The 20,678-nt window shown below is 67.1% G+C and carries 16 protein-coding genes and 2 rRNA genes; 15 read left to right on the top strand and 3 right to left on the bottom strand.

The window, feature by feature from the left end; genetic code table 11:
• The first annotated feature begins 311 nt into the window (after positions 1-311).
• The 10 genes from OHT51_RS18825 (at position 312) to OHT51_RS18780 (ending at position 10,870) form a co-directional block, all read left to right on the top strand.
• Positions 312-3,429, top strand: a 23S ribosomal RNA gene (locus OHT51_RS18825).
• Between the two features lie 85 nt (positions 3,430-3,514).
• Positions 3,515-3,631 (top strand): 5S ribosomal RNA (rrf, locus tag OHT51_RS18820).
• A 60-nt stretch (positions 3,632-3,691) separates the two neighbouring features.
• Positions 3,692-4,366, top strand: coding sequence for an HAD family hydrolase (locus OHT51_RS18815; RefSeq protein WP_328884366.1), 675 nt, complete (start codon positions 3,692-3,694; stop codon positions 4,364-4,366).
• Positions 4,367-4,426: 60 nt separating this feature from the next.
• Positions 4,427-5,647, top strand: a complete 1,221-nt coding sequence (locus tag OHT51_RS18810; RefSeq protein ID WP_328880100.1) for an MFS transporter — start codon at positions 4,427-4,429, stop codon at positions 5,645-5,647.
• On the top strand, positions 5,598-6,770 hold the full coding sequence (locus OHT51_RS18805) for an acetoin utilization protein AcuC (RefSeq protein ID WP_328880099.1): 1,173 nt from the start codon (positions 5,598-5,600) through the stop codon (positions 6,768-6,770). The genes OHT51_RS18810 and OHT51_RS18805 overlap by 50 nt, the downstream gene beginning before the upstream one ends.
• A gap of 270 nt (positions 6,771-7,040) precedes the next feature.
• Complete coding sequence (locus OHT51_RS18800) at positions 7,041-7,856, top strand: phosphatase (protein ID WP_328880098.1); 816 nt, start codon at positions 7,041-7,043, stop codon at positions 7,854-7,856.
• Positions 7,857-7,985: 129 nt separating this feature from the next.
• Positions 7,986-8,198: a helix-turn-helix domain-containing protein gene (locus tag OHT51_RS18795; protein ID WP_004984898.1), complete on the top strand. Its 213-nt coding sequence runs from the start codon at positions 7,986-7,988 to the stop codon at positions 8,196-8,198.
• A gap of 156 nt (positions 8,199-8,354) precedes the next feature.
• On the top strand, positions 8,355-8,453 hold the full coding sequence (locus OHT51_RS18790) for a 30S ribosomal protein bS22 (protein WP_003948845.1): 99 nt from the start codon (positions 8,355-8,357) through the stop codon (positions 8,451-8,453).
• A gap of 288 nt (positions 8,454-8,741) precedes the next feature.
• Positions 8,742-9,803, top strand: coding sequence for an NAD-dependent epimerase/dehydratase family protein (locus tag OHT51_RS18785; protein ID WP_328880097.1), 1,062 nt, complete (start codon positions 8,742-8,744; stop codon positions 9,801-9,803).
• 14 nt (positions 9,804-9,817) lie between these two features.
• Positions 9,818-10,870 carry a lysophospholipid acyltransferase family protein gene (locus OHT51_RS18780; protein WP_328880096.1) on the top strand — a complete coding sequence of 351 codons (1,053 nt, stop codon included), beginning with the start codon at positions 9,818-9,820 and terminating at the stop codon, positions 10,868-10,870.
• A gap of 111 nt (positions 10,871-10,981) precedes the next feature.
• Here OHT51_RS18780 and OHT51_RS18775 read toward each other — a convergent pair whose 3' ends face one another.
• The 3 genes from OHT51_RS18775 to OHT51_RS18765 all read right to left on the bottom strand — a co-directional run bounded on the left by OHT51_RS18775 (position 10,982) and on the right by OHT51_RS18765 (position 14,709).
• Positions 10,982-12,229 carry a DUF5667 domain-containing protein gene (locus tag OHT51_RS18775; RefSeq protein WP_328880095.1) on the bottom strand — a complete coding sequence of 416 codons (1,248 nt, stop codon included), beginning with the start codon at positions 12,227-12,229 and terminating at the stop codon, positions 10,982-10,984.
• A gap of 248 nt (positions 12,230-12,477) precedes the next feature.
• Positions 12,478-13,251 (bottom strand): ECF subfamily RNA polymerase sigma factor, BldN family, encoded by a 774-nt coding sequence (locus OHT51_RS18770; RefSeq protein WP_328880094.1) that lies wholly within the window; start codon positions 13,249-13,251, stop codon positions 12,478-12,480.
• Between the two features lie 531 nt (positions 13,252-13,782).
• Positions 13,783-14,709 (bottom strand): HAD family hydrolase, encoded by a 927-nt coding sequence (locus OHT51_RS18765; protein ID WP_328880093.1) that lies wholly within the window; start codon positions 14,707-14,709, stop codon positions 13,783-13,785.
• A gap of 153 nt (positions 14,710-14,862) precedes the next feature.
• On the opposite strand from OHT51_RS18765, the gene OHT51_RS18760 reads away from it, so the two are divergent.
• The 5 genes from OHT51_RS18760 (at position 14,863) to OHT51_RS18740 (ending at position 20,626) form a co-directional block, all read left to right on the top strand.
• The gene (locus OHT51_RS18760; RefSeq protein ID WP_328880092.1) at positions 14,863-15,150 is read left to right on the top strand and encodes a glutaredoxin family protein; all 288 of its coding nucleotides are present in this window, start codon (positions 14,863-14,865) and stop codon (positions 15,148-15,150) included.
• Positions 15,151-15,430: 280 nt separating this feature from the next.
• Positions 15,431-16,204 (top strand): redox-sensing transcriptional repressor Rex, encoded by a 774-nt coding sequence (locus OHT51_RS18755; protein WP_328880091.1) that lies wholly within the window; start codon positions 15,431-15,433, stop codon positions 16,202-16,204.
• Entirely contained in the window at positions 16,201-17,967 is a 1,767-nt protein-coding gene (locus OHT51_RS18750) for a glutamyl-tRNA reductase (protein WP_328880090.1), read from the top strand. Before OHT51_RS18755 ends, OHT51_RS18750 begins: the two co-directional genes overlap by 4 nt.
• Positions 17,964-18,923, top strand: coding sequence for a hydroxymethylbilane synthase (hemC, locus tag OHT51_RS18745; protein WP_328880089.1), 960 nt, complete (start codon positions 17,964-17,966; stop codon positions 18,921-18,923). The genes OHT51_RS18750 and hemC overlap by 4 nt, the downstream gene beginning before the upstream one ends.
• Entirely contained in the window at positions 18,920-20,626 is a 1,707-nt protein-coding gene (locus OHT51_RS18740; RefSeq protein ID WP_328880088.1) for a uroporphyrinogen-III synthase, read from the top strand. Before hemC ends, OHT51_RS18740 begins: the two co-directional genes overlap by 4 nt.
• Positions 20,627-20,678: the final 52 nt, after the last annotated feature.

Below are 20,678 nucleotides of genomic sequence, written 5' to 3'. Positions count from 1 at the left end.
AGCACTTCTCACCGAGTCCTTCGGGACGAGGTCAGAGGCCACTACGCAGGCAAACGTTCTGCGGTGGTTGCTCATGGGTGGAACGTTGATTATTCGGCCGGGTTTCCGGGTCGGAGGCTGCAAGTACTGCTCGCAAGAGCGTGGAAAGCATGATCTTCGGACGGGATCTGGTCGGGCACGCTGTTGGGTGTCTGAAGTAACGGCCGCAAGGTTGTGCTTCGGTTGCCGGCGCCGGTGTAGCACCACAGTGGTGGTGTGTGACGGTGTACTGGTCGTTGTTTGAGAACTGCACAGTGGACGCGAGCATCTGTGGCCAAGTTTTTAAGGGCGCACGGTGGATGCCTTGGCACCAGGAACCGATGAAGGACGTGGGAGGCCACGATAGTCCCCGGGGAGTCGTCAACCAGGCTTTGATCCGGGGGTTTCCGAATGGGGAAACCCGGCAGTCGTCATGGGCTGTCACCCTTGCCTGAACACATAGGGCAAGTGGAGGGAACGCGGGGAAGTGAAACATCTCAGTACCCGCAGGAAGAGAAAACAACCGTGATTCCGGGAGTAGTGGCGAGCGAAACTGGATGAGGCTAAACCGTATACGTGTGAGACCCGGCAGGGGTTGCGTATACGGGGTTGTGGGATCTCTCTTCTGTTGTCTGCCGGCAACAGGACGAGTCAGAAACCGTTGATGTAGGCGAAGGACATGCGAAAGGTCCGGCGTAGAGGGTAAGACCCCCGTAGTCGAAACATCAGCGGCTCGTTTGAGAGACACCCAAGTAGCACGGGGCCCGAGAAATCCCGTGTGAATCTGGCGGGACCACCCGCTAAGCCTAAATATTCCCTGGTGACCGATAGCGGATAGTACCGTGAGGGAATGGTGAAAAGTACCCCGGGAGGGGAGTGAAATAGTACCTGAAACCGTGTGCCTACAAGCCGTGGGAGCGTCGGAATGTGCTTGCACATTCTCGTGACTGCGTGCCTTTTGAAGAATGAGCCTGCGAGTTTGCGGTGTGTTGCGAGGTTAACCCGTGTGGGGAAGCCGTAGCGAAAGCGAGTCCGAATAGGGCGATTTAGTAGCGCGCTCAAGACCCGAAGCGGAGTGATCTAGCCATGGGCAGGTTGAAGCGGAGGTAAGACTTCGTGGAGGACCGAACCCACCAGGGTTGAAAACCTGGGGGATGACCTGTGGTTAGGGGTGAAAGGCCAATCAAACTCCGTGATAGCTGGTTCTCCCCGAAATGCATTTAGGTGCAGCGTCGTGTGTTTCTTGCCGGAGGTAGAGCACTGGATAGGCGATGGGCCCTACCGGGTTACTGACCTTAGCCAAACTCCGAATGCCGGTAAGTGAGAGCGCGGCAGTGAGACTGTGGGGGATAAGCTCCATGGTCGAGAGGGAAACAGCCCAGAGCATCGACTAAGGCCCCTAAGCGTACGCTAAGTGGGAAAGGATGTGGAGTCGCAGAGACAACCAGGAGGTTGGCTTAGAAGCAGCCACCCTTGAAAGAGTGCGTAATAGCTCACTGGTCTAGTGATTCCGCGCCGACAATGTAGCGGGGCTCAAGCGTACCGCCGAAGTCGTGTCATTGCAGCAATACGCCCAACGGCGGCTGTGATGGGTAGGGGAGCGTCGTGTGCCGGGTGAAGCCGCGCCGGAAGGCAGTGGTGGACGGTTCACGAGTGAGAATGCAGGCATGAGTAGCGATTCACACGTGAGAAACGTGTGCGCCGATTGACTAAGGGTTCCTGGGTCAAGCTGATCTGCCCAGGGTAAGTCGGGACCTAAGGCGAGGCCGACAGGCGTAGTCGATGGATAACCGGTTGATATTCCGGTACCCGCTGTGAAGCGTCAAACATTGAACCAGGCGATGCTAAGTCCGTGAAGCCGCCCTGGAGCCTTCGGGCAAAGGGGAGTGGTGGAGCCGACGGACCAGACCTGTAGTAGGTGAGTGATGGGGTGACGCAGGAAGGTAGTCCAGCCCGGGCGGTGGTTGTCCCGGGGTAAGGGTGTAGGACGTCAGGTAGGTAAATCCGCCTGGCAATAGTCTGAGACCTGATGCCGAGCCGATTGTGGTGAAGTGGATGATCCTATGCTGTCGAGAAAAGCCTCTAGCGAGTTTCATGGCGGCCCGTACCCTAAACCGACTCAGGTGGTCAGGTAGAGAATACCGAGGCGTTCGGGTGAACTATGGTTAAGGAACTCGGCAAAATGCCCCCGTAACTTCGGGAGAAGGGGGGCCACACTCGGTGATCCGATTTACTCGGTGAGCTGGGGGTGGCCGCAGAGACCAGCGAGAAGCGACTGTTTACTAAAAACACAGGTCCGTGCGAAGCCGTAAGGCGATGTATACGGACTGACGCCTGCCCGGTGCTGGAACGTTAAGGGGACCGGTTAGTCACAATTCGTTGTGGCGAAGCTGAGAACTTAAGCGCCAGTAAACGGCGGTGGTAACTATAACCATCCTAAGGTAGCGAAATTCCTTGTCGGGTAAGTTCCGACCTGCACGAATGGCGTAACGACTTCTCGACTGTCTCAACCATAGGCCCGGTGAAATTGCACTACGAGTAAAGATGCTCGTTTCGCGCAGCAGGACGGAAAGACCCCGGGACCTTTACTACAGTTTGATATTGGTGTTCGGTTCGGCTTGTGTAGGATAGGTGGGAGACTGTGAACTCTGGACGCCAGTTCAGGGGGAGTCGTCGTTGAAATACCACTCTGGTCGTGCTGGATGTCTAACCTGGGTCCGTGATCCGGATCAGGGACAGTGTCTGATGGGTAGTTTAACTGGGGCGGTTGCCTCCTAAAGAGTAACGGAGGCGCCCAAAGGTTCCCTCAGCCTGGTTGGCAATCAGGTGTTGAGTGTAAGTGCACAAGGGAGCTTGACTGTGAGACCGACGGGTCGAGCAGGGACGAAAGTCGGGACTAGTGATCCGGCGGTGGCTTGTGGAAGCGCCGTCGCTCAACGGATAAAAGGTACCCCGGGGATAACAGGCTGATCTTCCCCAAGAGTCCATATCGACGGGATGGTTTGGCACCTCGATGTCGGCTCGTCGCATCCTGGGGCTGGAGTCGGTCCCAAGGGTTGGGCTGTTCGCCCATTAAAGCGGTACGCGAGCTGGGTTTAGAACGTCGTGAGACAGTTCGGTCCCTATCCGCTGCGCGCGTAGGAATATTGAGAAGGGCTGTCCCTAGTACGAGAGGACCGGGACGGACGAACCTCTGGTGTGCCAGTTGTTCTGCCAAGGGCATGGCTGGTTGGCTACGTTCGGGAGGGATAACCGCTGAAAGCATCTAAGCGGGAAGCCTGCTTCGAGATGAGTATTCCCACCCACTTGATGGGGTAAGGCTCCCAGTAGACGACTGGGTTGATAGGCCGGATCTGGAAGCACGGTAACGTGTGGAGGTGACCGGTACTAATAGGCCGAGGGCTTGTCCATAGATGCTCGCGTCCACTGTGTTGGTTCTGAAACCACGAACAGCCCCGTATGGCCACATGCGGTGCGGCTGACAGTTTCATAGTGTTTCGGTGGTTATAGCGTGAGGGAAACGCCCGGTTACATTCCGAACCCGGAAGCTAAGCCTTACAGCGCCGATGGTACTGCAGGGGGGACCCTGTGGGAGAGTAGGACGCCGCCGAACAAATTGTGAGAAAGGCCCACACCTTATGGTGTGGGCCTTTCTGCGTTTAAGGTCAAACGCATGCGCTATGACCTCGTCATCTTCGACAACGACGGTGTGCTCGTCGACAGCGAACCCATTTCCAACCGGCTCCTTGCCGCGTACCTCACCGAGCTGGGGCACCCGACCTCGTACGAGGAGTCCATTCGGGACTACATGGGCTCGGCGATGCATCGGATTCATGAGTTGGTGCTGGAGCGGACAGGGCAGCAGCTTCCCGGGGACTTTGACGACGTCTTCCATTCGCGTGTGTTCGACGCGTTCGAGCGGGAGTTGAAGGCGGTGGCCGGTGCGGCCGACGTGCTCGAGAAGCTTCGTGGGGACGGTGTGGCGTACTGCGTGGCGTCGTCCGGGAGTCATGAGCGGATTCGGGTGGGGCATCGGGCGGCGGGGCTTGAGCGGTTCTTCGATGAGCGGCGGATCTTCAGCTCGCAGGACGTGGGGCGGGGGAAGCCGGCGCCGGATCTGTTTCTGTACGCGGCTGAGCGGATGGGGGTCGCGCCGGAGCGGTGCGTCGTTGTCGAGGACAGTCCGCTGGGGGTGGAGGCTGCCGTGGCGGCGGGGATGGACGTGTACGGGTTCACCGCGATGACGCCCGCCGCGAAGCTGGGCCGGGCCAGTCGACTCTTCGCCGACATGGGGGAGTTGGTCGACCTGCTGGTGTCATGTGATCGGCGTGACGATCCGCGAACTTGAGGGAAATTCATCTTTGGCTGGATCTACCCACCAGTACCCCGGGGCCCTACGCTCGCCGCCATGACTGATGTGCTGCGGCGCGGTAGGGCCTCGTTGGCGTTCGGCTTCTTCGCTCAGGGAGTCGCTTTTGCCCTGCTCGTGACCCGGATTCCGGCCATCCAGGACCGGTACGGGGTCTCCGACGCGCTGCTGCCCGCCTTTCTGGCCGCCGTACCGATCCTGGCCGGCGTCGGGAGTGTGGCGACCGAGCGGCTGGTGAAACGAATACCGCCGAGCCGGGTGTTGCGGTGGTCCCAGCCCGTCGTGCTCCTGGCGCTGTTCGGGGTCGGGGCGGGGGAGCGGATGGTCGAGCTGGGGCTCGCCCTGGCCGCGTTCGGACTGGCGGTGGGTGCGCTCGACGCCTCGATGAACATGCTCGGGGTGAGCCTGCAGCGGTCGTACGGGCGCAGCATCATGCTCAGCTTCCATGCCGTGTACAGCCTGGGCGGGATCGTCGGGGCCTCGTTGGCCTGGGTGGGGGCGCACTGGGATCTGGCGCTGGTCGTGTCGTATCTGCCGGTTGTCGTGGTGCTGTTGCCGGCCGCGTTGGTGGGGAGTCGGTGGTACGTCGACGGTGGGGGTGGCAGGGGCGTCGTCGTGGCGGAGCAAGCGGGTGAGGGTGGGCCCGTCGTGTTCAGGATGCTGCTGCCGTTGTGTTTGGTGATGACCTTCGCGTATATCGGCGACTCGACCGTCTCCAACTGGAGCGCGAAGTACCTCCAGGACGTGCTGGGGAGCTCGGAGCAGATGGCGACCGTGCCGTACAACGTCTATATGGTCACCACGCTGCTGGGGCGGGCCATCGGGGACTTCGGGGTGCGGCGGTTCGGGGCTGTCGCGGTCGTGCGGATGGGGGCCGTGGTGGCGGCCGTCGGGTTCGCGGTGGTGGCCGGGGCGCCGGGGGCGTGGGTGGGGATGCTGGGGTTCACGCTGCTCGGGCTGGGGTTGTGTGTGCTGGTGCCGCAGACGTTCGCGGCGGCAGGGCGGCTGTTCCCGGGGGCTTCCGATACGGCCATTGCGCGGCTCAATGTGTTCAATTACGTGGGGTTTTTGATCGGTTCGCCTTTGGTGGGAGCGCTGGGGGATGCGTGGAGCTATCGCGGGGCGATGCTTGTGCCGATGGTGTTGGTGCTGGTGACGCTCGTGTACGCCCGTTCGTTCGCCGCTCAACCGGACCGATACGGTGGCGGGCATGAGCGGCCGAGCACAGCTGATGTGGGACGAGGCAGTAACGGGCTATGACTTCGGCCGGGACCATCCGATGGACCCGGTCCGGCTCGCGCTGACCAGGAGACTCGTCGATGCCTTCGGGCTGGACAAGGACGTGGACGTCGTCTCGGCGCAACCGGCCGGGGAGTCGACCCTGCGGCTGGTGCACAGGCAGGACTACATCGAGGCTGTGAAGGCGGCCTCCGCGGATCCGGCGGCGGCGGATCAGTCGTACGGGCTCGGGACGATGGATGATCCCGCGTTCGCGGGGATGCATGAGGTGTCGGCGCTCATCGCCGGGCAGTCCGTGGGGGCGGCGGAGGCCGTGTGGCGGGGCGAGGCCCTGCATGCAGTGAACTTCGCGGGTGGGCTGCACCACGCGATGCCGGGGGGTGCGTCGGGTTTCTGCATCTACAACGACGCCTCGCTGGCCATTGCCCGGCTGCTGGAGTTGGGGGCCGAGCGGGTCGCGTACATCGACGTCGACGTGCATCACGGGGATGGGGTGCAGGCGGCGTTCTGGGAAGATCCGCGGGTGCTGACGATTTCGCTGCACGAGCATCCTCGTACGTTGTTTCCGCAGACCGGGTGGCCGGAGGAGACGGGTGCGGGGGCGGCTGAGGGGTCTGCCGTGAATGTGGCGTTGCCGGCCGGGACCGGGGATGCGGGGTGGCTGCGGGCGTTCCATGCTGTCGTGCCGGAGCTGATCCGTGACTTTCGGCCCCAGGTGCTGGTGACCCAGCATGGGGCCGACACGCACTTCGAGGATCCGCTGGCGCACCTTGCGGTGTCGCTGGATGCGCAGCGGGCTGTGCAGGTGGCCTGTCATGAGCTGGCGCACGAGTACGCGGATGGGAAGTGGGTTGCGCTGGGTGGGGGCGGATATGCCGTGGTGGAGGTCGTACCGCGGTCGTGGACTCATCTGGTGGGGATCGCCGCGGGGCGGGCGATTGAGCCTGAGGCGATGATTCCGGAGGGGTGGCGGCAGGAAGTCTTCGCGCGGACTCGGCAGTTGGGGCCGGCGCGGATGACTGATGGGCGGTGGCCTATTTCCTGGGGGGAGTGGGAGGCGGGGTACGACCCTGCGGATCGGTTGGATCAGGCGGTGTTGGCTACTCGGCGGGCCGCGTTTCCGTTGCGGGGGTTGTTGCCGTAGGTGTGTGGGGGGCGAGTTTTCGCCCCGCCGCCCCTACCCGTCCCGTCCTTGAAGGGGCTCCGCCCCTTCGACCCCGGTCCCTGGGGGCTGCCGCCCCCAGGGACCGGGGTCGGCCTGAACGGCCTCGTCCTCAAACTCCCCCAGAGGGGGTACCCCCAGACGGGCTGAAATGCCCGGACGCGTCGAGAAGCGCCGTCCCTGTTAGCCCAACTGTGCGGCCTTTCCCCGTTCCTCCGCCTCTCTCCCGTTCCGTCCGACAGCATCGCTCTCGTGGTGAGTCGCGGAGCGCTTCGTGCCCATCTTCTGGATGCTCGGCTTGCCGGGGTCGTGGCTACTTCTCGGGAGGTGAGTCTGAGGAGTTATCGGCTGTTCGCGGCTCGTGATCCGCGTGTGGTCATTGGGCTTGATCCTGCGGGGAGTTGGCGGCAGCGGGATTTGATTGCGTTGATGGCGGACAGATGTGGAGTTTCGGCCGATCCGGCATGCGTATCTGGACTGGATGTGATCGATCCGGAGCGGACTTTGACTGCTCTGGATGCGTTCGCTGATCGGATCGCGGCTGCCGCCCAGCGCAGCGCGCCCGTGTTGCTCGGTACCGGGCACCCGCATCGACTGCTCGGGTTCTACGCCGCCTTGGCGGACGCGTTGTCGGCGGCGGGATGTGCCGTCCTCACCCCGGCGCATGGTCGTTGTGTCGACATAACGACCCGGTTCGGCCTACGCACGTACAACCTTGCCTACGTACGAGGAGTCGCGTTGGTGCGCGAACCCGACCCCTCTCGCCCCGGTTGTGAGCCCGGCGCACACACGCACTCACCGCTCCCGGTTCGTACCGCGCTGGCTGCCGCGGCGGAGGCCGGCGGGCCGTTGCCCGAGCTGGTGATCGGGGATCACGGGTGGGTCTGCGGGGCAGGTCAGCTGGGGTTTGAGGCGATTGGGCTGGCCGATACCGATGACCCGGCGCTCTTCGTGGGGGAGGCGGAGGGGGTCGTGTCCGTCGTCGTTCCACTTGATGACGCTGTGCGGTCTGGTTACTACCGGCCGCTTACCCGCTACGTACTCAATCGAGCGTGTCTGTCACAGTAGGTCGCCGATGGCTGCACCTCTTCCCCACTCGCATCACCCGCCCCTACCCTGGGGAGTGAGCACGCAACGACGAAGAGTCACCGGAAGGGGAAGCCGGTGGCCGTCGAGTGCGGAAGGTTCAGGTGTGTCATGGCTGCAGCAGGCGAGAGGCCTCTGAACGAGGTTCAGTTCCTTACCGTGGCGGAAGTCGCCTCGGTGATGCGAGTGTCGAAGATGACCGTGTACCGGCTGGTGCACAGTGGTCATCTGCCCGCGATCCGGGTGGGGCGGTCCTTCCGCGTCCCCGAGCAAGCGGTTCACGAGTACCTCCGCGAGAGTTACGTGGGGGTGGAAACCGCCTGACGGCGACGGGTGAGGGGGACTCCTCAGGGCTTTGCAGGATTCCCCCTCGTCCCCTCGATTACGACCTCAGCGCTCGGGCGGGTAGGCTAGCCCCTCGTAGGTCGTATGGGCCCATGGCGCCCAACGCCGAGTGATGAGAAGTGAGCGAGGGTAGTCGTGGGCTCTGTTATCAAGAAGCGGCGCAAGCGGATGGCTAAGAAGAAGCACCGCAAGCTGCTCAAGCGCACGCGCGTTCAGCGTCGCAACAAGAAGTAAGCGGCGCGCTGCGAAAGCGGCGTGTTTGTGGCCCCCCACCGGATCCGGTGGGGGGCCACACGCTTTTGGGGTCCATGGGCCAGATCGTGGAGCGGGATTTGTGCGATGAGCCGAACTTCGTGCGTATGCCTGTACGCCCGCCTGGCCCGTCTGGTCGTACGCAAGGAATTCCCGTCACTTCATGCATTGGGCGGTCATCACAGCGCAACATCGACCCGCTAAGTTGGCCGCACACGGGGAACTCGGGGAACTCGGCAGGGTACGAGTGCTGGAAGGAAGGCGCTGATCTTGGGCAAGGTCGTGCTCGTGACCGGAGTGGCCCGTCAACTGGGGGGCAGGTTCGTACGACGGATCCAGCGTGACCCCCAGGTGGACCGGGTTGTTGCCGTGGATGCGGTACCGCCCGAGCATCATCTGGGCGGCGCCGACTTCATCCAGGCCGACATCAGGCAGCCCACCATCGCGCGGGTGCTGGCCGAGAGCGGCGCGGACACCGTCGTACACATGGACGTGACCGGAACCGCGCTCGGCAGCGGCAGCCGGACCATGGTCAAGGAGACCAACGTCATCGGGACGATGCAGCTGCTCGGCGCCTGCCAGAAGTCCCCCAACATCAAGCGGCTGGTGGTCAAGTCCAGCACGAACGTCTACGGGTCCGCGCCCCGTGACCCGGCAGTCTTCACCGAGACGACGCCGCCCAAGTCGCTGCCCAGCGGCGGCTTCGCAAAGGACGCCGTCGAGGTGGAGGGCTATGTCCGCGGGTTCGCGCGGCGCCGCCCGGACGTGGCCGTCTGCGTGCTGCGGTTCGCCAACATCCTCGGCCCGACCGCGGACACGCCGCTCGCCTCGTACTTCTCGCTGCCGGTACTGCCGACGGTGTTCGGTTACGACCCGCGGCTGCAGTTCGTCCACGAGGACGACGTGATCGAGGTGCTGCGCATCGCCTCGCACGAGCCGGCGCGGGGCACGCTCAACAGCGGCACCTTCAACATCGCCGGCGACGGTGTCCTGCTGCTCTCGCAGTGCTCCCGGCGCCTGGGCCGCCCCACCGTGCCGCTGCTGCTTCCCGCGGTGACATGGGCGGGCTCCCTGGTGCGTACGCTGGGTATGTCGGACTTCTCGCCGGAGCAGATCCGGCTGCTCACGCACGGCCGGGTGGTGGCGACGGACCAGATGCGAGAGACGCTCGGATTCAAGCCGAAGTACACGACGGCGGAGACCTTCGCGGACTTCGCGCGCAGCCGCGCGCCGGGCCTGCTGCCGCCGGAGGCCCTTGCGGGGGCCGTCGACCGGATCGCCGCACTGCCCGTCCTGGGCGGCGGAAACCTCCCGACGCAGAGCGCCAACTGAGGAGCGCATCAACAATGGCGGACGCCAAGGTCATTCCGTTCGACGACGACCGGTCCCGCGGGAGCGCCGTGCAGCGGCCGCCGCGGCGCCGGAGTGCGGGGAACCGGCGCAAGAGCGGTGAATCCGCGCTGGTACGCGAGGTCCAGCCCCTCCCGGGAAGGCCTCTCGCGCAGGATGATGTTCCTGTGACACGTGAGGAACAGCCGCCCCGCAAGGCCCAGGACGACGGCGGCCTTGAGCGGCGGATCGCGAGCGGCCTGGCCTTCCTGCGCCGCCGCCTCACCGGGGACTACGAGGTCGACGACTTCGGGTACGACGAGGAGCTCACCGACCAGGTCCTGATGTCCCTGCTGCGCCCGGTGTACGAGAACTACTTCCGGGTCGAGGTGAAGGGCGTCGAGAACATCCCGTCCGAGGGCGGCGCGCTGATCGTCGCCAACCACTCCGGCACGCTGCCGCTGGACGGCCTGATGATGCAGGTCGCCGTGCACGACCACCACCCCGCGGGCCGGCACCTGCGCCTGCTCGCGGCCGACCTGGTGTTCATGCTGCCGGTGGTCAACGAACTCGCCCGCAAGCTCGGCCACACCCTCGCCTGCGCCGAGGACGCCGAGCGCCTGCTGGGCCAGGGCGAGTTGGTCGGTGTGATGCCGGAGGGCTTCAAGGGCATCGGCAAGCCCTTCAGCGAGCGCTACAAGCTGCAGCGCTTCGGCCGCGGCGGCTTCGTCTCCACGGCCCTGCGGCAGGGAACCCCGATCATCCCGTGCTCGATCGTCGGGGCCGAGGAGATCTACCCGATGATCGGCAACGCGAAGACGCTCGCCCGTCTGCTGGGCTTCCCGTACTTCCCGTTGACGCCGACGTTCCCGTGGTTGGGCCCGCTGGGGGCGGTCCCGTTGCCGACCAAGTGGACGATCCAGTTCGGGGAGCCGATCCTCACGGACGGCTACCCGCCGGAGGCGGCCGAGGACCCGATGCTGATGTTCAACCTGACGGACCAGGTCAGGGAGCAGATCCAGCACACGCTGTACAAGTTGCTGGTGCAGCGGCGGTCGGTGTTCTTCTGATACGTCAGTTACGTCAGTTACGTCGGATACGTCGGTGTACTGATACGTCGATGGGGGCGCCCCTTGTGAAAAGGGGCGCCCCCATCGACGTACGACGTGGCTCCACGGCTGCTAGTTCGCGTCCTCGCTGTCGATGCCCAGGCCGGGCAGGAGGCCCGGGAGCAGGGGCGGGAGTGTGACGGCGGGCTCGGTGCTCGGGGTGGACGTGGACGGTGAGGCGCCGGCGCTGCCGGTGTCCTTCGGCGGGTCGAGCAGGCCGCCGGTGTTTCCGCCGAGCAGGCCTTCGCCCTCGCCGGTGGAGCCCTCGGCCGACTTGCTGGGGCTGCTGGACCGGTTGCCGTCGGAGGAACCGCCGCCGCCCGCGCTGGGGCGGGCCGACCGGTCGGAGCCGGACGTACCGGTGGATGCCGATCCGGAGCCGCCCTGCCGCTTTCCGTCGCCGCCCTGTGTTGGAGCCGGCGGGAGGAGGGACTGCAGCGGGGCGACCTCTTCGTCTATGGCGTCGAAGACCGACGACACCTGGTCACTGACGTCCCCGAGCTGGAGGGGAAGCCGCTCGCGCAGGACGCCCCACGCCGCTCGGTGCGAGCGGGAGAAGGCGGACAGGGCCTGGATGGGCCCCAGGGAGCCAGGGTCGCGCTCGTACGCCTCACGGAGCAGGCGGTGCCCTTCCGAGGCGTCGTGGCGCATGCCGGACAGGGCGCGACGGACCTCGCCGACCGACTCGTGGTCGAGGTGTCCGCCACGGCCACGCTCCATCAGCCGACGTGCCTCGCTCAGCCGCGTGGAGGCCTGGTCGAGATACGTTCGCCCGCGCTCGTCGTCGCCATCGGCCAGGACATTGAGCTTGAAGTCCTCCATGCCGCGCTTGAGGCCGTAGAGAGAGTCACCGGGCAGGGCCTCGGAACTCGCGGCCGCGACTCCGCCGAAGGCCCCCGCGGCGACTCCCACGCTCAGCCCGCCCGCGGTCAGGCCCTTGGCCAGCCGGGAACGTGGCCGGAGCTTGCCCAGCGGGGACGCCCGGTGCGCGCCCCGTGCCCGATGCGAACGCTGCTCGGGCAGGGCGGGACTCGCCCCGCCCTCCGCGGTGCCCTCCTGCAGCATGGCCTCCATCGCGGCCACGAGCTGGGCCCGCTGGACGACCTTGACCTCCGGGTCGAGCACAGGCTTGGGCAGCTCGTCCAGACTCGTGGTGAGGGCCAACAAGCGCCCCTGCTCGGTCTGTTCCGCAGCTGCCGGTGCCGGTGCCGATCCATCGGGCTGCTCGGCCTGTTCGGCCGCCGAGACCCGGTCGGTCAGCTCCTCCAGGGCCTGGGCGAAGGCGCTCGCCCGCCGGTGCGCCGATACGTTCGCGATCACTGGCGGCACCTCCTCTCGTCATGACGGTCGACTCCCCAGGGGGTCCTGAGGGTTGCACGCCCTGACCGAATCCACACGATCGAGTGATCAAAGTCGGCCAGAGAGTGACCACAGGGAGCCTGCATCCCGCACAACGAGCGGCTTGGCACTTGGGTTACGGACGGAGGATGAACGAGCCGCGAAGTCAACGGACTTTCACCGAGGGTGAGTTGAAGGTTGCGGAGTGTGTTGGTTCGGTAGGGGGCCGCTCAGCGGGCGTCTTCCGGGAGTAGCCGGGCGAGGGTGCGTACGGCGCGGTACTGGAGGGTCTTGATGGCGCCCTCGTTCTTGCCCATGACGCGGGCGGTCTCGGCGACCGAGAGGCCCTGGAGGAATCGGAGGGTGACGCACTCCTGCTGTTGCGGGTTGAGGCGTCGTACGGCCTCGAGGAGGGCGGCGTTGGAAAGGGACTCCAGGACGGAGTCCTCCGGGGAGCGCTCGACCTCGTTGGCGTCGAGCATCTCGCCGGTGGTCACCTCGAGCCGGAAGCGGCTGGACTTGAAGTGGTCGGCGACGAGGTTGCGGGCGATGGTGACGAGCCAGGCGCCGAAGTCCCGGCCCTGCCAGGTGAAGGTGCCGATCCGGCGGAGTGCGCGCAGAAAGGTCTCGCTGGTGAGGTCCTCGGCGGTGGCCTTACCTCCCACCCGGTAATAGATGTAGCGATAGACGGTGTCGCTGTACTGGTCGTAGAGCCGGCCGAACGCGTCGGCCTCGCCGGCCTGCGCGCGTTCCACGAGATCCATCATTCGAGCGCTGTCGCTGTCCGCGGCCGGCCGGCGGGCGGTTGCCGCGCCGGCCGAGCGTCCGCGTCTGCCGACGGCGGCGCTGCCGTCGGCGAGCGCGTAGCACGGGCCTACGGGCACGGTGGTTACGGCGAGGGCGGGGACGGCGTACGCGGTGGGGACGAAGCCGCGCAACAGGTTGTGGACCGTTGCGCGCAGCGTAGCCAGGCCCGAGGCGTCAACCCCGACGTGTGGGTACACGGGACTCCCAGAGGCAGAGCTTCCATCACGTGCAGTGCGGGACCGTTCACCCGTCGTAGCGACGGAGGGGTACCGGATTGCGTCTGAGGAGAATAACGCTTCGTGCAGGCACTGCTACGCCCAGTTGCTCAAATCATCGATTGCGTCTCTTCTGTAACCGATTGACGTCCTATCAAGTGCCGGAGAGTGACAGGTTGTTGATCGAAGTCGTCCGTGTTCCGGCTTACTCCGGCGCGTGTTGTGGCCGTGTGCAGCCAAGGGGACTGGACAGGGGGTTGTGGGGGTAGGGGGTGCGGATTGGCTCGCTGCCCGGGCGTGGTCAACTCGGCGCCTCCTGAATTGGGATGGCGCAGCCCTCGCCCTCGGATGCCGGACGGGCTGAGAATTGGCTGGGTCGGCGCCGTAGTCGCCCATGGCGGCAAGGGGGCGCCCCCGGCACGTCCCCGACCCACGACGAAACCATTGGCGCTGCGCGAACCCCACCTGGCGGCACAGGCTGCCGCAGGCATCGGCCCGCGGTCGAAGTCCCCGCTAGCGCCGCCGCCTGTGCAATGCGATCGCCGCTGCCGTGCCGCCGGCCACCGCGCCCACTCCTGCCGCCGCCGGGATGCCGACCTTCGCGGCCTTTCGGCCGGTGCGGTAGTCGCGTAGGCGCCAGTCCAGTTTGCGGGCGTGTTTGCGGAGCTTGGTGTCGGGGTTGATGGCGTAGGGGTGGCCGACGAGGGAGAGCATCGGGATGTCGTTGTGGGAGTCGCTGTAGGCCGCGCAGCGGGAGAGGTCCAGGCCCTCCGCGGCGGCCAGGGCGCGGACGGCCTCCGCCTTCGCCGGGCCGTGCAGCGGTTCGCCGACCAGTTTGCCGGTGTAGACGCCGTCCACCGACTCCGCCACCGTGCCGAGGGCACCCGTCAGGCCGAGGCGGCGGGAGATCACCTGAGCGATCTCGACCGGGGCGGCCGTGACCAGCCACACCTTCTGGCCGGCGTCCAGGTGCGCCTGGGCGAGGGCGCGCGTACCCGGCCAGATGCGCTCGGCCATGTACTCGTCGTAGATCTCCTCGCCGATCGACGTCAGCTCGGCGACCCGGTGGCCCTTCACGATCGACAGTGCCGAGTCGCGGGCGTCCTGCATGTGCTCCGGATCCTCGACCCCCGCCAGCCGGAACCACGCCTGCTGCCAGGCGAACCGGGCGAGGTCGCGCGTCTCGAAGAACTTCCGCTTGTACAGGCCGCGGCCGAAGTGGAAGAGGGCAGCACCCTGCATGACGGTGTTGTCCAGGTCGAAGAAGGCGGCAGCCTGCTCGTCGCCGAGTACCGGGAACTCCGGCTCGACGTCGGAGACCTCTGTCGCTGTCGCTTCCTGCGACGACTTGCGCGCTGCCTCCGCCGAAGCCTCGCCAGCCAACACGCTCCGCGCCGTGGCGGAGCGCCTACGGGGAGTGAGCCATCCAAGAGCGGCCATGACCGTGAGCATAGCCAGTTTGTTCGGTGCTTCCGGAGTCGAGAGGTTTGGAGGTTGTGAACTCTCCGCGACCGCGTAGTTAAACAGCGTGGTGATGCGTCCCGTCAGCACCCGTTCGGCGTCAGCTCCGCACACGCGCGCCGGCGCGCGAGAATGGCTGACATGAGTCCCCTCTTTCGTCGCGCCGCAGCCAAGTCCTCCCCGGACCGGCTCGTCACCCTGATCGGCAAGCCCGATTGTCATCTGTGTGATGACGCACAGATCGTCGTCGAGAAGGTGTGTGACGAACTGGGGGTTCCGTGGGAGCTGAAGGACATCAACCAGGACCCCCAACTCCACGACCAGTACTGGGAACAGATCCCCGTCGTCCTCGTCGACGGAGCCCAGCACACGTTCTGGCGTGTGAACGAGAATCGCCTCCGCAAAGCACTGACCGGGTAGTCCAACTACTCCGAAACGGGCTTAGGATCGACGGCGACTTGGTCTCGGGGGCGGGCATCGTTGAGGAGAGTGTGCGGTTTTGCCCCCAAGAGTTGAGGAACGGTGGTGCGTATGCGCCGGTTCCACACCAGTGCGCCGGGCGTGCGTGAGCCCGGTCACGTTGGGCGGGCAAATCGGACACCATCTTTGTGCACGCGTTCACAAAGACATAGCCTGCATTCGACGGGGCGGTCTAGGTACGTGTGACCGCCTGCCCCCACGCTCTACCCGCAGGAGCACCGTGGCAACTGGCCGAACTCACCGACCGGCGACCCGCAGCCGAGGGATTCCCGAGGCCACCGTCGCCAGGCTTCCGCTGTACCTCCGCGCCCTGACCGCACTGTCGGAGCGCTCGGTACCCACGGTCTCCTCCGAGGAGCTCGCGGCCGCGGCGGGGGTCAACTCCGCCAAGCTGCGCAAGGACTTCTCGTACCTCGGGTCGTACGGAACGCGCGGTGTCGGCTACGACGTCGAGTATCTCGTCTACCAGATCTCCCGCGAACTGGGGCTCACCCAGGACTGGCCGGTTGTGATCGTCGGTATCGGTAACCTCGGCGCCGCGCTCGCCAACTACGGCGGCTTCGCCTCCCGTGGCTTCCGGGTCGCCGCGCTCATCGACGCCGACCCGGCCATGGCCGGCAAGCCCGTCGCCGGGATTCCCGTGCAGCACTCCGACGACCTGGAGAAGATCATCCAGGACAACGGCGTGTCGATCGGTGTCATCGCCACCCCCGCCGGTGCCGCCCAGCCGGTCTGCGACCGGCTCGTGGCCGCCGGGGTCACCTCCATCCTGAACTTCGCGCCGACCGTGCTGACCGTCCCGGACGGCGTCGACGTGCGCAAGGTCGACCTCTCCATCGAGCTGCAGATCCTCGCCTTCCACGAGCAGCGCAAGGCAGGCGAGGAGGCCCACGCCCACGCCGACGGTGCCGGACCGGCCGCCGTCACCCGCGAGTCCGACCGATCCACCGACCAGGGGCCCGACGGGGACGTACCCGCCGTGATGCCGGCATGAGTCTCCTCGTCGTAGGGCTGAGCCACCGCAGCGCCCCGGTCAGCGTCCTGGAGCGCGCCGCGCTGAGCGCGGACGCCCAGATCAAGCTGCTGCAGGACACCGTCGCCGCCGAGCCGGCGACCGAGGCCGCCCTGCTGGCCACCTGCAACCGCATCGAGCTGTACGCCGACGTGGACAAGTTCCACGCCGGTGTCGCCGAGCTGTCCACGCTGCTCGCCCAGCACAGCGGGGTGGGGCTCGACGAGCTCACGCCGTACCTCTACGTCCACTACGAGGACCGGGCCGTCCACCATCTGTTCTCGGTGGCCTGCGGGCTCGACTCCATGGTCGTCGGGGAGGGGCAGATCCTCGGACAGATCAAGGACTCCCTCGCCAAGGCGCAGGAACTGCACAGCGCCGGACGGCTGCTGAACGACCTGTTCCAGCAGGCCCTGCGCGTCGGCAAGCGCGCCCACTCCGAGACCGGCATCGACCGCGCCGGGCAGTCCCTGGTCACCTTCGGCCTGGAGCAGCTCGCCGCCGGGGCGGACGTCACGGCGTGGGCCCGCGGCAGGAAGGCCCTGGTCATCGGGGCCGGCTCGATGTCCTCGCTGGCCGCCGCCACGCTCGCGCGTGCCGGTGTCGCCGAGATCGTCGTCGCCAACCGCACGTACGACCGCGCCGAGCGCCTCGCTGCCCTGCTCGGAGAGCAGTACGGACAGGGTCTCGGTGAGACCGGCGGTACGGACGTGCCGGCCCGCGCGGTACCGATGGAGTCGGTGCCGGTCGAGCTGACACGTGCCGATGTCGTCGTGTCCTGCACCGGCGCGACCGGACTCGTCCTCACGGCCGAGGAGATCGCCGCGGGCGTGGAGGGCCGTACCGGTCAGCCGGTCGCCTTCGAGGAAGCCGGCGACAGCGGCCGTACGGCTGCCAAGGCGCCGGCCGCCAGGAGCGCCGCCGACGCCGCCGACGCACGACAGACCCCGCTGCCGCCCACCAGCGTCGGCACCGACGAGGACTGCCCGCTGGACCTCGGCTCCGTGCAGGGAGGTTTCTCTGTCATGGGGGAGGCCGCCGTCGCCGGTATGGACGCGGCCACCCTGGAGCAGCACGCGGCCTGGGCCGCGGGCGGAGCCGTCGACCGCCGTGAGGCCGTCCGGCGCAGCCCCGAGGCCGACGCCGAGCTGATCACCGCGCTCGCCGCGACCGTGGCCACCGTCGGCCGGATCCCCGAGCGCCGCAAGCCCGAGCCGGTCGAGGCCTCCCGCCCCGCGCCGGTGCTCGCCCTGCTGGACCTCGCCATGCCGCGCGACATCGACGCCGCCGTGCACCGGCTGGCCGGGGTGCGGCTGGTCGACATCGAGTCGCTGGCGGACGCCTCCGCCGACGCCCCGATGGCGGCCGATGTCGACCAGGTCCGCCGTATCGTCTCCGACGAGGTCGCGGCCTTCGGGGCGGCTCAACGGGCCGCGCACATCACGCCCACCGTCGTCGCGCTGCGCGCGATGGCCGCCGACGTCGTGGCGAATGAGATCGCCCGTCTGGAGGGGCGGCTGCCCGGGCTCGACGACAAGCACCGCGGCGAGATCACGCAGACCGTCAAGCGTGTGGTCGACAAGCTGCTGCACGCGCCGACCGTGCGGGTCAAGCAGCTCGCGGCAGAGCCGGGCGGCGCGGGGTACGCGGACGCCCTGAGGACCCTGTTCGACCTCGACCAGGAGACGGTGGCCTCCGTCTCGCGCGCCGAGGACAGCACCGAGAAAGACCGAGGCCCACGATGACTCAGCAGGCACTACGGCTCGGCACCAGGCGCAGCAGGCTCGCCATGGCCCAGTCCGGGCAGGTCGCGGACGCCGTGAGCCAGGTGACCGGACGGCCCGTCGAGCTGGTCGAGATCACCACGTACGGCGATGTCTCGCGCGAGGCGCTCGCGCAGATCGGCGGCACCGGCGTCTTCGTCACCGCCCTGCGCGACGCGCTCCTCAAGGGCGAGGTCGACTTCGCGGTGCACTCCCTCAAGGACCTGCCGACCACGCAGCCCGAGGAACTGACCCTCGCGGCCGTTCCCGAGAGGGAGGACCCGCGTGATGTGATCGTCGCGCAGGACTCCCTGAAGTTCACCGACCTGCCGCGCGGGGCGCGCATCGGTACGGGTTCGCCGCGCCGTATGGCGCAGCTCAACGCGTATGCGCGCAGCCACGGGCTGGACATCGAGACGGTCGCGATCCGCGGGAACGTGGATACGCGCATCGGATACGTGCGCGACGGCGAGCTGGATGCGGTGGTGCTCGCTGCGGCGGGTCTGCAGCGCATCGGCCGCATCGACGAAGTGACCGACTTCCTGTCGGTCGACACTGTTTTGCCCGCCCCCGGCCAGGGGGCACTGGCGATCGAGTGCACCGCGGACAACGCGGACCTGATCGCCGCGCTCGGGGAACTCGACGACCCGTTCACGCGGGTCGCCGTGACCGCCGAGCGCTCACTGCTCGCCGCCCTGGAGGCCGGTTGCAGTGCACCTGTGGGTGCGCTGGCCGACCTTCTGGCCGACGGGCAGATTGTCAAGGAAATGCGCCTGCGGGGCGTCGTCGGCACGACCGACGGCACTCGCATGGTGCAGCTGTCCACCACCGGTCCCGTGCCCGAGACGCACGACCAAGCGCTGGCGCTCGGTCGCGAACTCGCTTCCGAGATGCTTGCCCAGGGCGCGGCCGGTCTGATGGGGGAGCGAGCACAGTGAGCCCCACCACTCTTCCCGCCGGCCTTGAACACGGGCACGTCACCTTCCTCGGTGCCGGACCCGGGGATCCGGGGCTGCTGACTCTGCGCGCCGTCGAAGCGCTGGCGAACGCGGACGTACTGGTCGCCGAGCACGAGGTGCTCGACGTCGTACGTCAGCACGCCAGGCAGGGCGTCGCCGAAGTGCACACGGACACGGGTCCCGATTCGGACGCCGCCGTGGGCACAGGCACGCCTCAGCTAGCAGTTGTTGACGGCGCGTCAACAACCGCTGGGCTACCCGCAGTGCGGGATGCCGCACATCTTGTCATGGAGGCCGCACGGGGCGGCAGGCGGGTCGTGCGTGCGGTGTCCGGGGATCCCGGGCTCGACACGTACGCCGCCGAGGAGATGCTGGCGTGCGCCGCGGCCGGCGTGCCGTTCGAGGTCGTGCCGGGTGTCGCCGCTGCCGTGGGCGTGGCCGCGTATGCCGGCGTGCCGCTGCGGGACGCGCAGGGCGCGGACGTGCGGTTCGTGGACGCCCGGACGGCTTCGGACCGGTGCTGGACCGAGGTCGGGGCGTCGGACGGGACGGTCGTCGTGTCGACGACGCTGGATTCCGTGGGCGCGGCCGCCGGTGAGCTGGTGTCGGCGGGGCGCAAGCCCGATACGCCGATGACGGTGACCGTCGCCGGTACGACCACGAGGCAGCGGACCTGGAGCGCGACCCTCGGGACCATCGCCCAGACGCTGAAGCAGGCCAAGGTGCTGCCCTCGCCCGAAGGCGGGCGGCCGGTGATAGCCGTGGTCGGTGAGCGTTCCGCCGCCGCCCAGCGCGACCAGCTGTCGTGGTTCGAGTCCAAGCCGCTCTTCGGGTGGCGGGTGCTCGTGCCGCGTACGAAGGAGCAGGCGGCTTCGCTCTCCGACCAGCTGCGGTCGTACGGGGCCGTGCCGCACGAGGTGCCGACGATCGCCGTCGAGCCGCCGCGGACGCCTCAGCAGATGGAGCGGGCGGTCAAGGGGCTCGTGACCGGGCGGTACGAGTGGATCGCCTTCACCTCGGTGAACGCGGTCAAGGCCGTGCGGGAGAAGTTCGAGGAGTACGGGCTCGATGCCCGGGCGTTCGCCGGGATCAAGGTCGCCGCGGTGGGGGAGCAGACCGCGAAGGCGCTGATCGCGTTCGGTGTGAAGCCGGATCTCGTGCCCAGTGGCGAGCAGTCGGCTGCGGGGCTGCTGGAGGACTGGCCGCCGTACGACCCCGTTTTCGATCCGATCGACCGGGTGTTCCTGCCTCGGGCCGATATCGCTACGGAGACGCTGGTCGCCGGGCTCATCGAGCTGGGCTGGGAGGTCGACGACGTCACGGCCTACCGGACCGTGCGGGCTTCGCCGCCGCCGGCCGAGACGCGGGAGGCGATCAAGGGCGGTGGCTTTGATGCCGTTCTCTTCACGTCGTCCTCGACTGTGCGGAATCTGGTGGGGATTGCCGGCAAGCCGCACAACGTGACTGTGATCGCCTGTATCGGGCCGGCTACCGCGAAGACTGCCGAGGAGCATGGGCTTCGGGTGGATGTGATGGCTCCGGAGCCGTCCGTGCACAAGCTGGCTGAGGCGTTGGCCGAGTTCGGGTTGCGGCGGCGGGCCGCGGCGGTTGAGGCGGGGGACCCCGTTACTCGGCCGAGTGAGCGGCGGCCGGGGGCCCGGCGGCGGCGGTCCACGACGTAGGTGTGCGGGTCCAGGGGGCTCCGCCCCCTGGACTCTCATCGGCCTGAACGGC

It is taken from the genome of Streptomyces sp. NBC_00299 (assembly GCF_036173045.1).
GTDB classification, from domain to species: domain Bacteria; phylum Actinomycetota; class Actinomycetes; order Streptomycetales; family Streptomycetaceae; genus Streptomyces; species Streptomyces machairae.
Note: the sequence above shows the minus strand (reverse complement) of the source record. Positions and strands in the feature narration are given on the sequence as shown.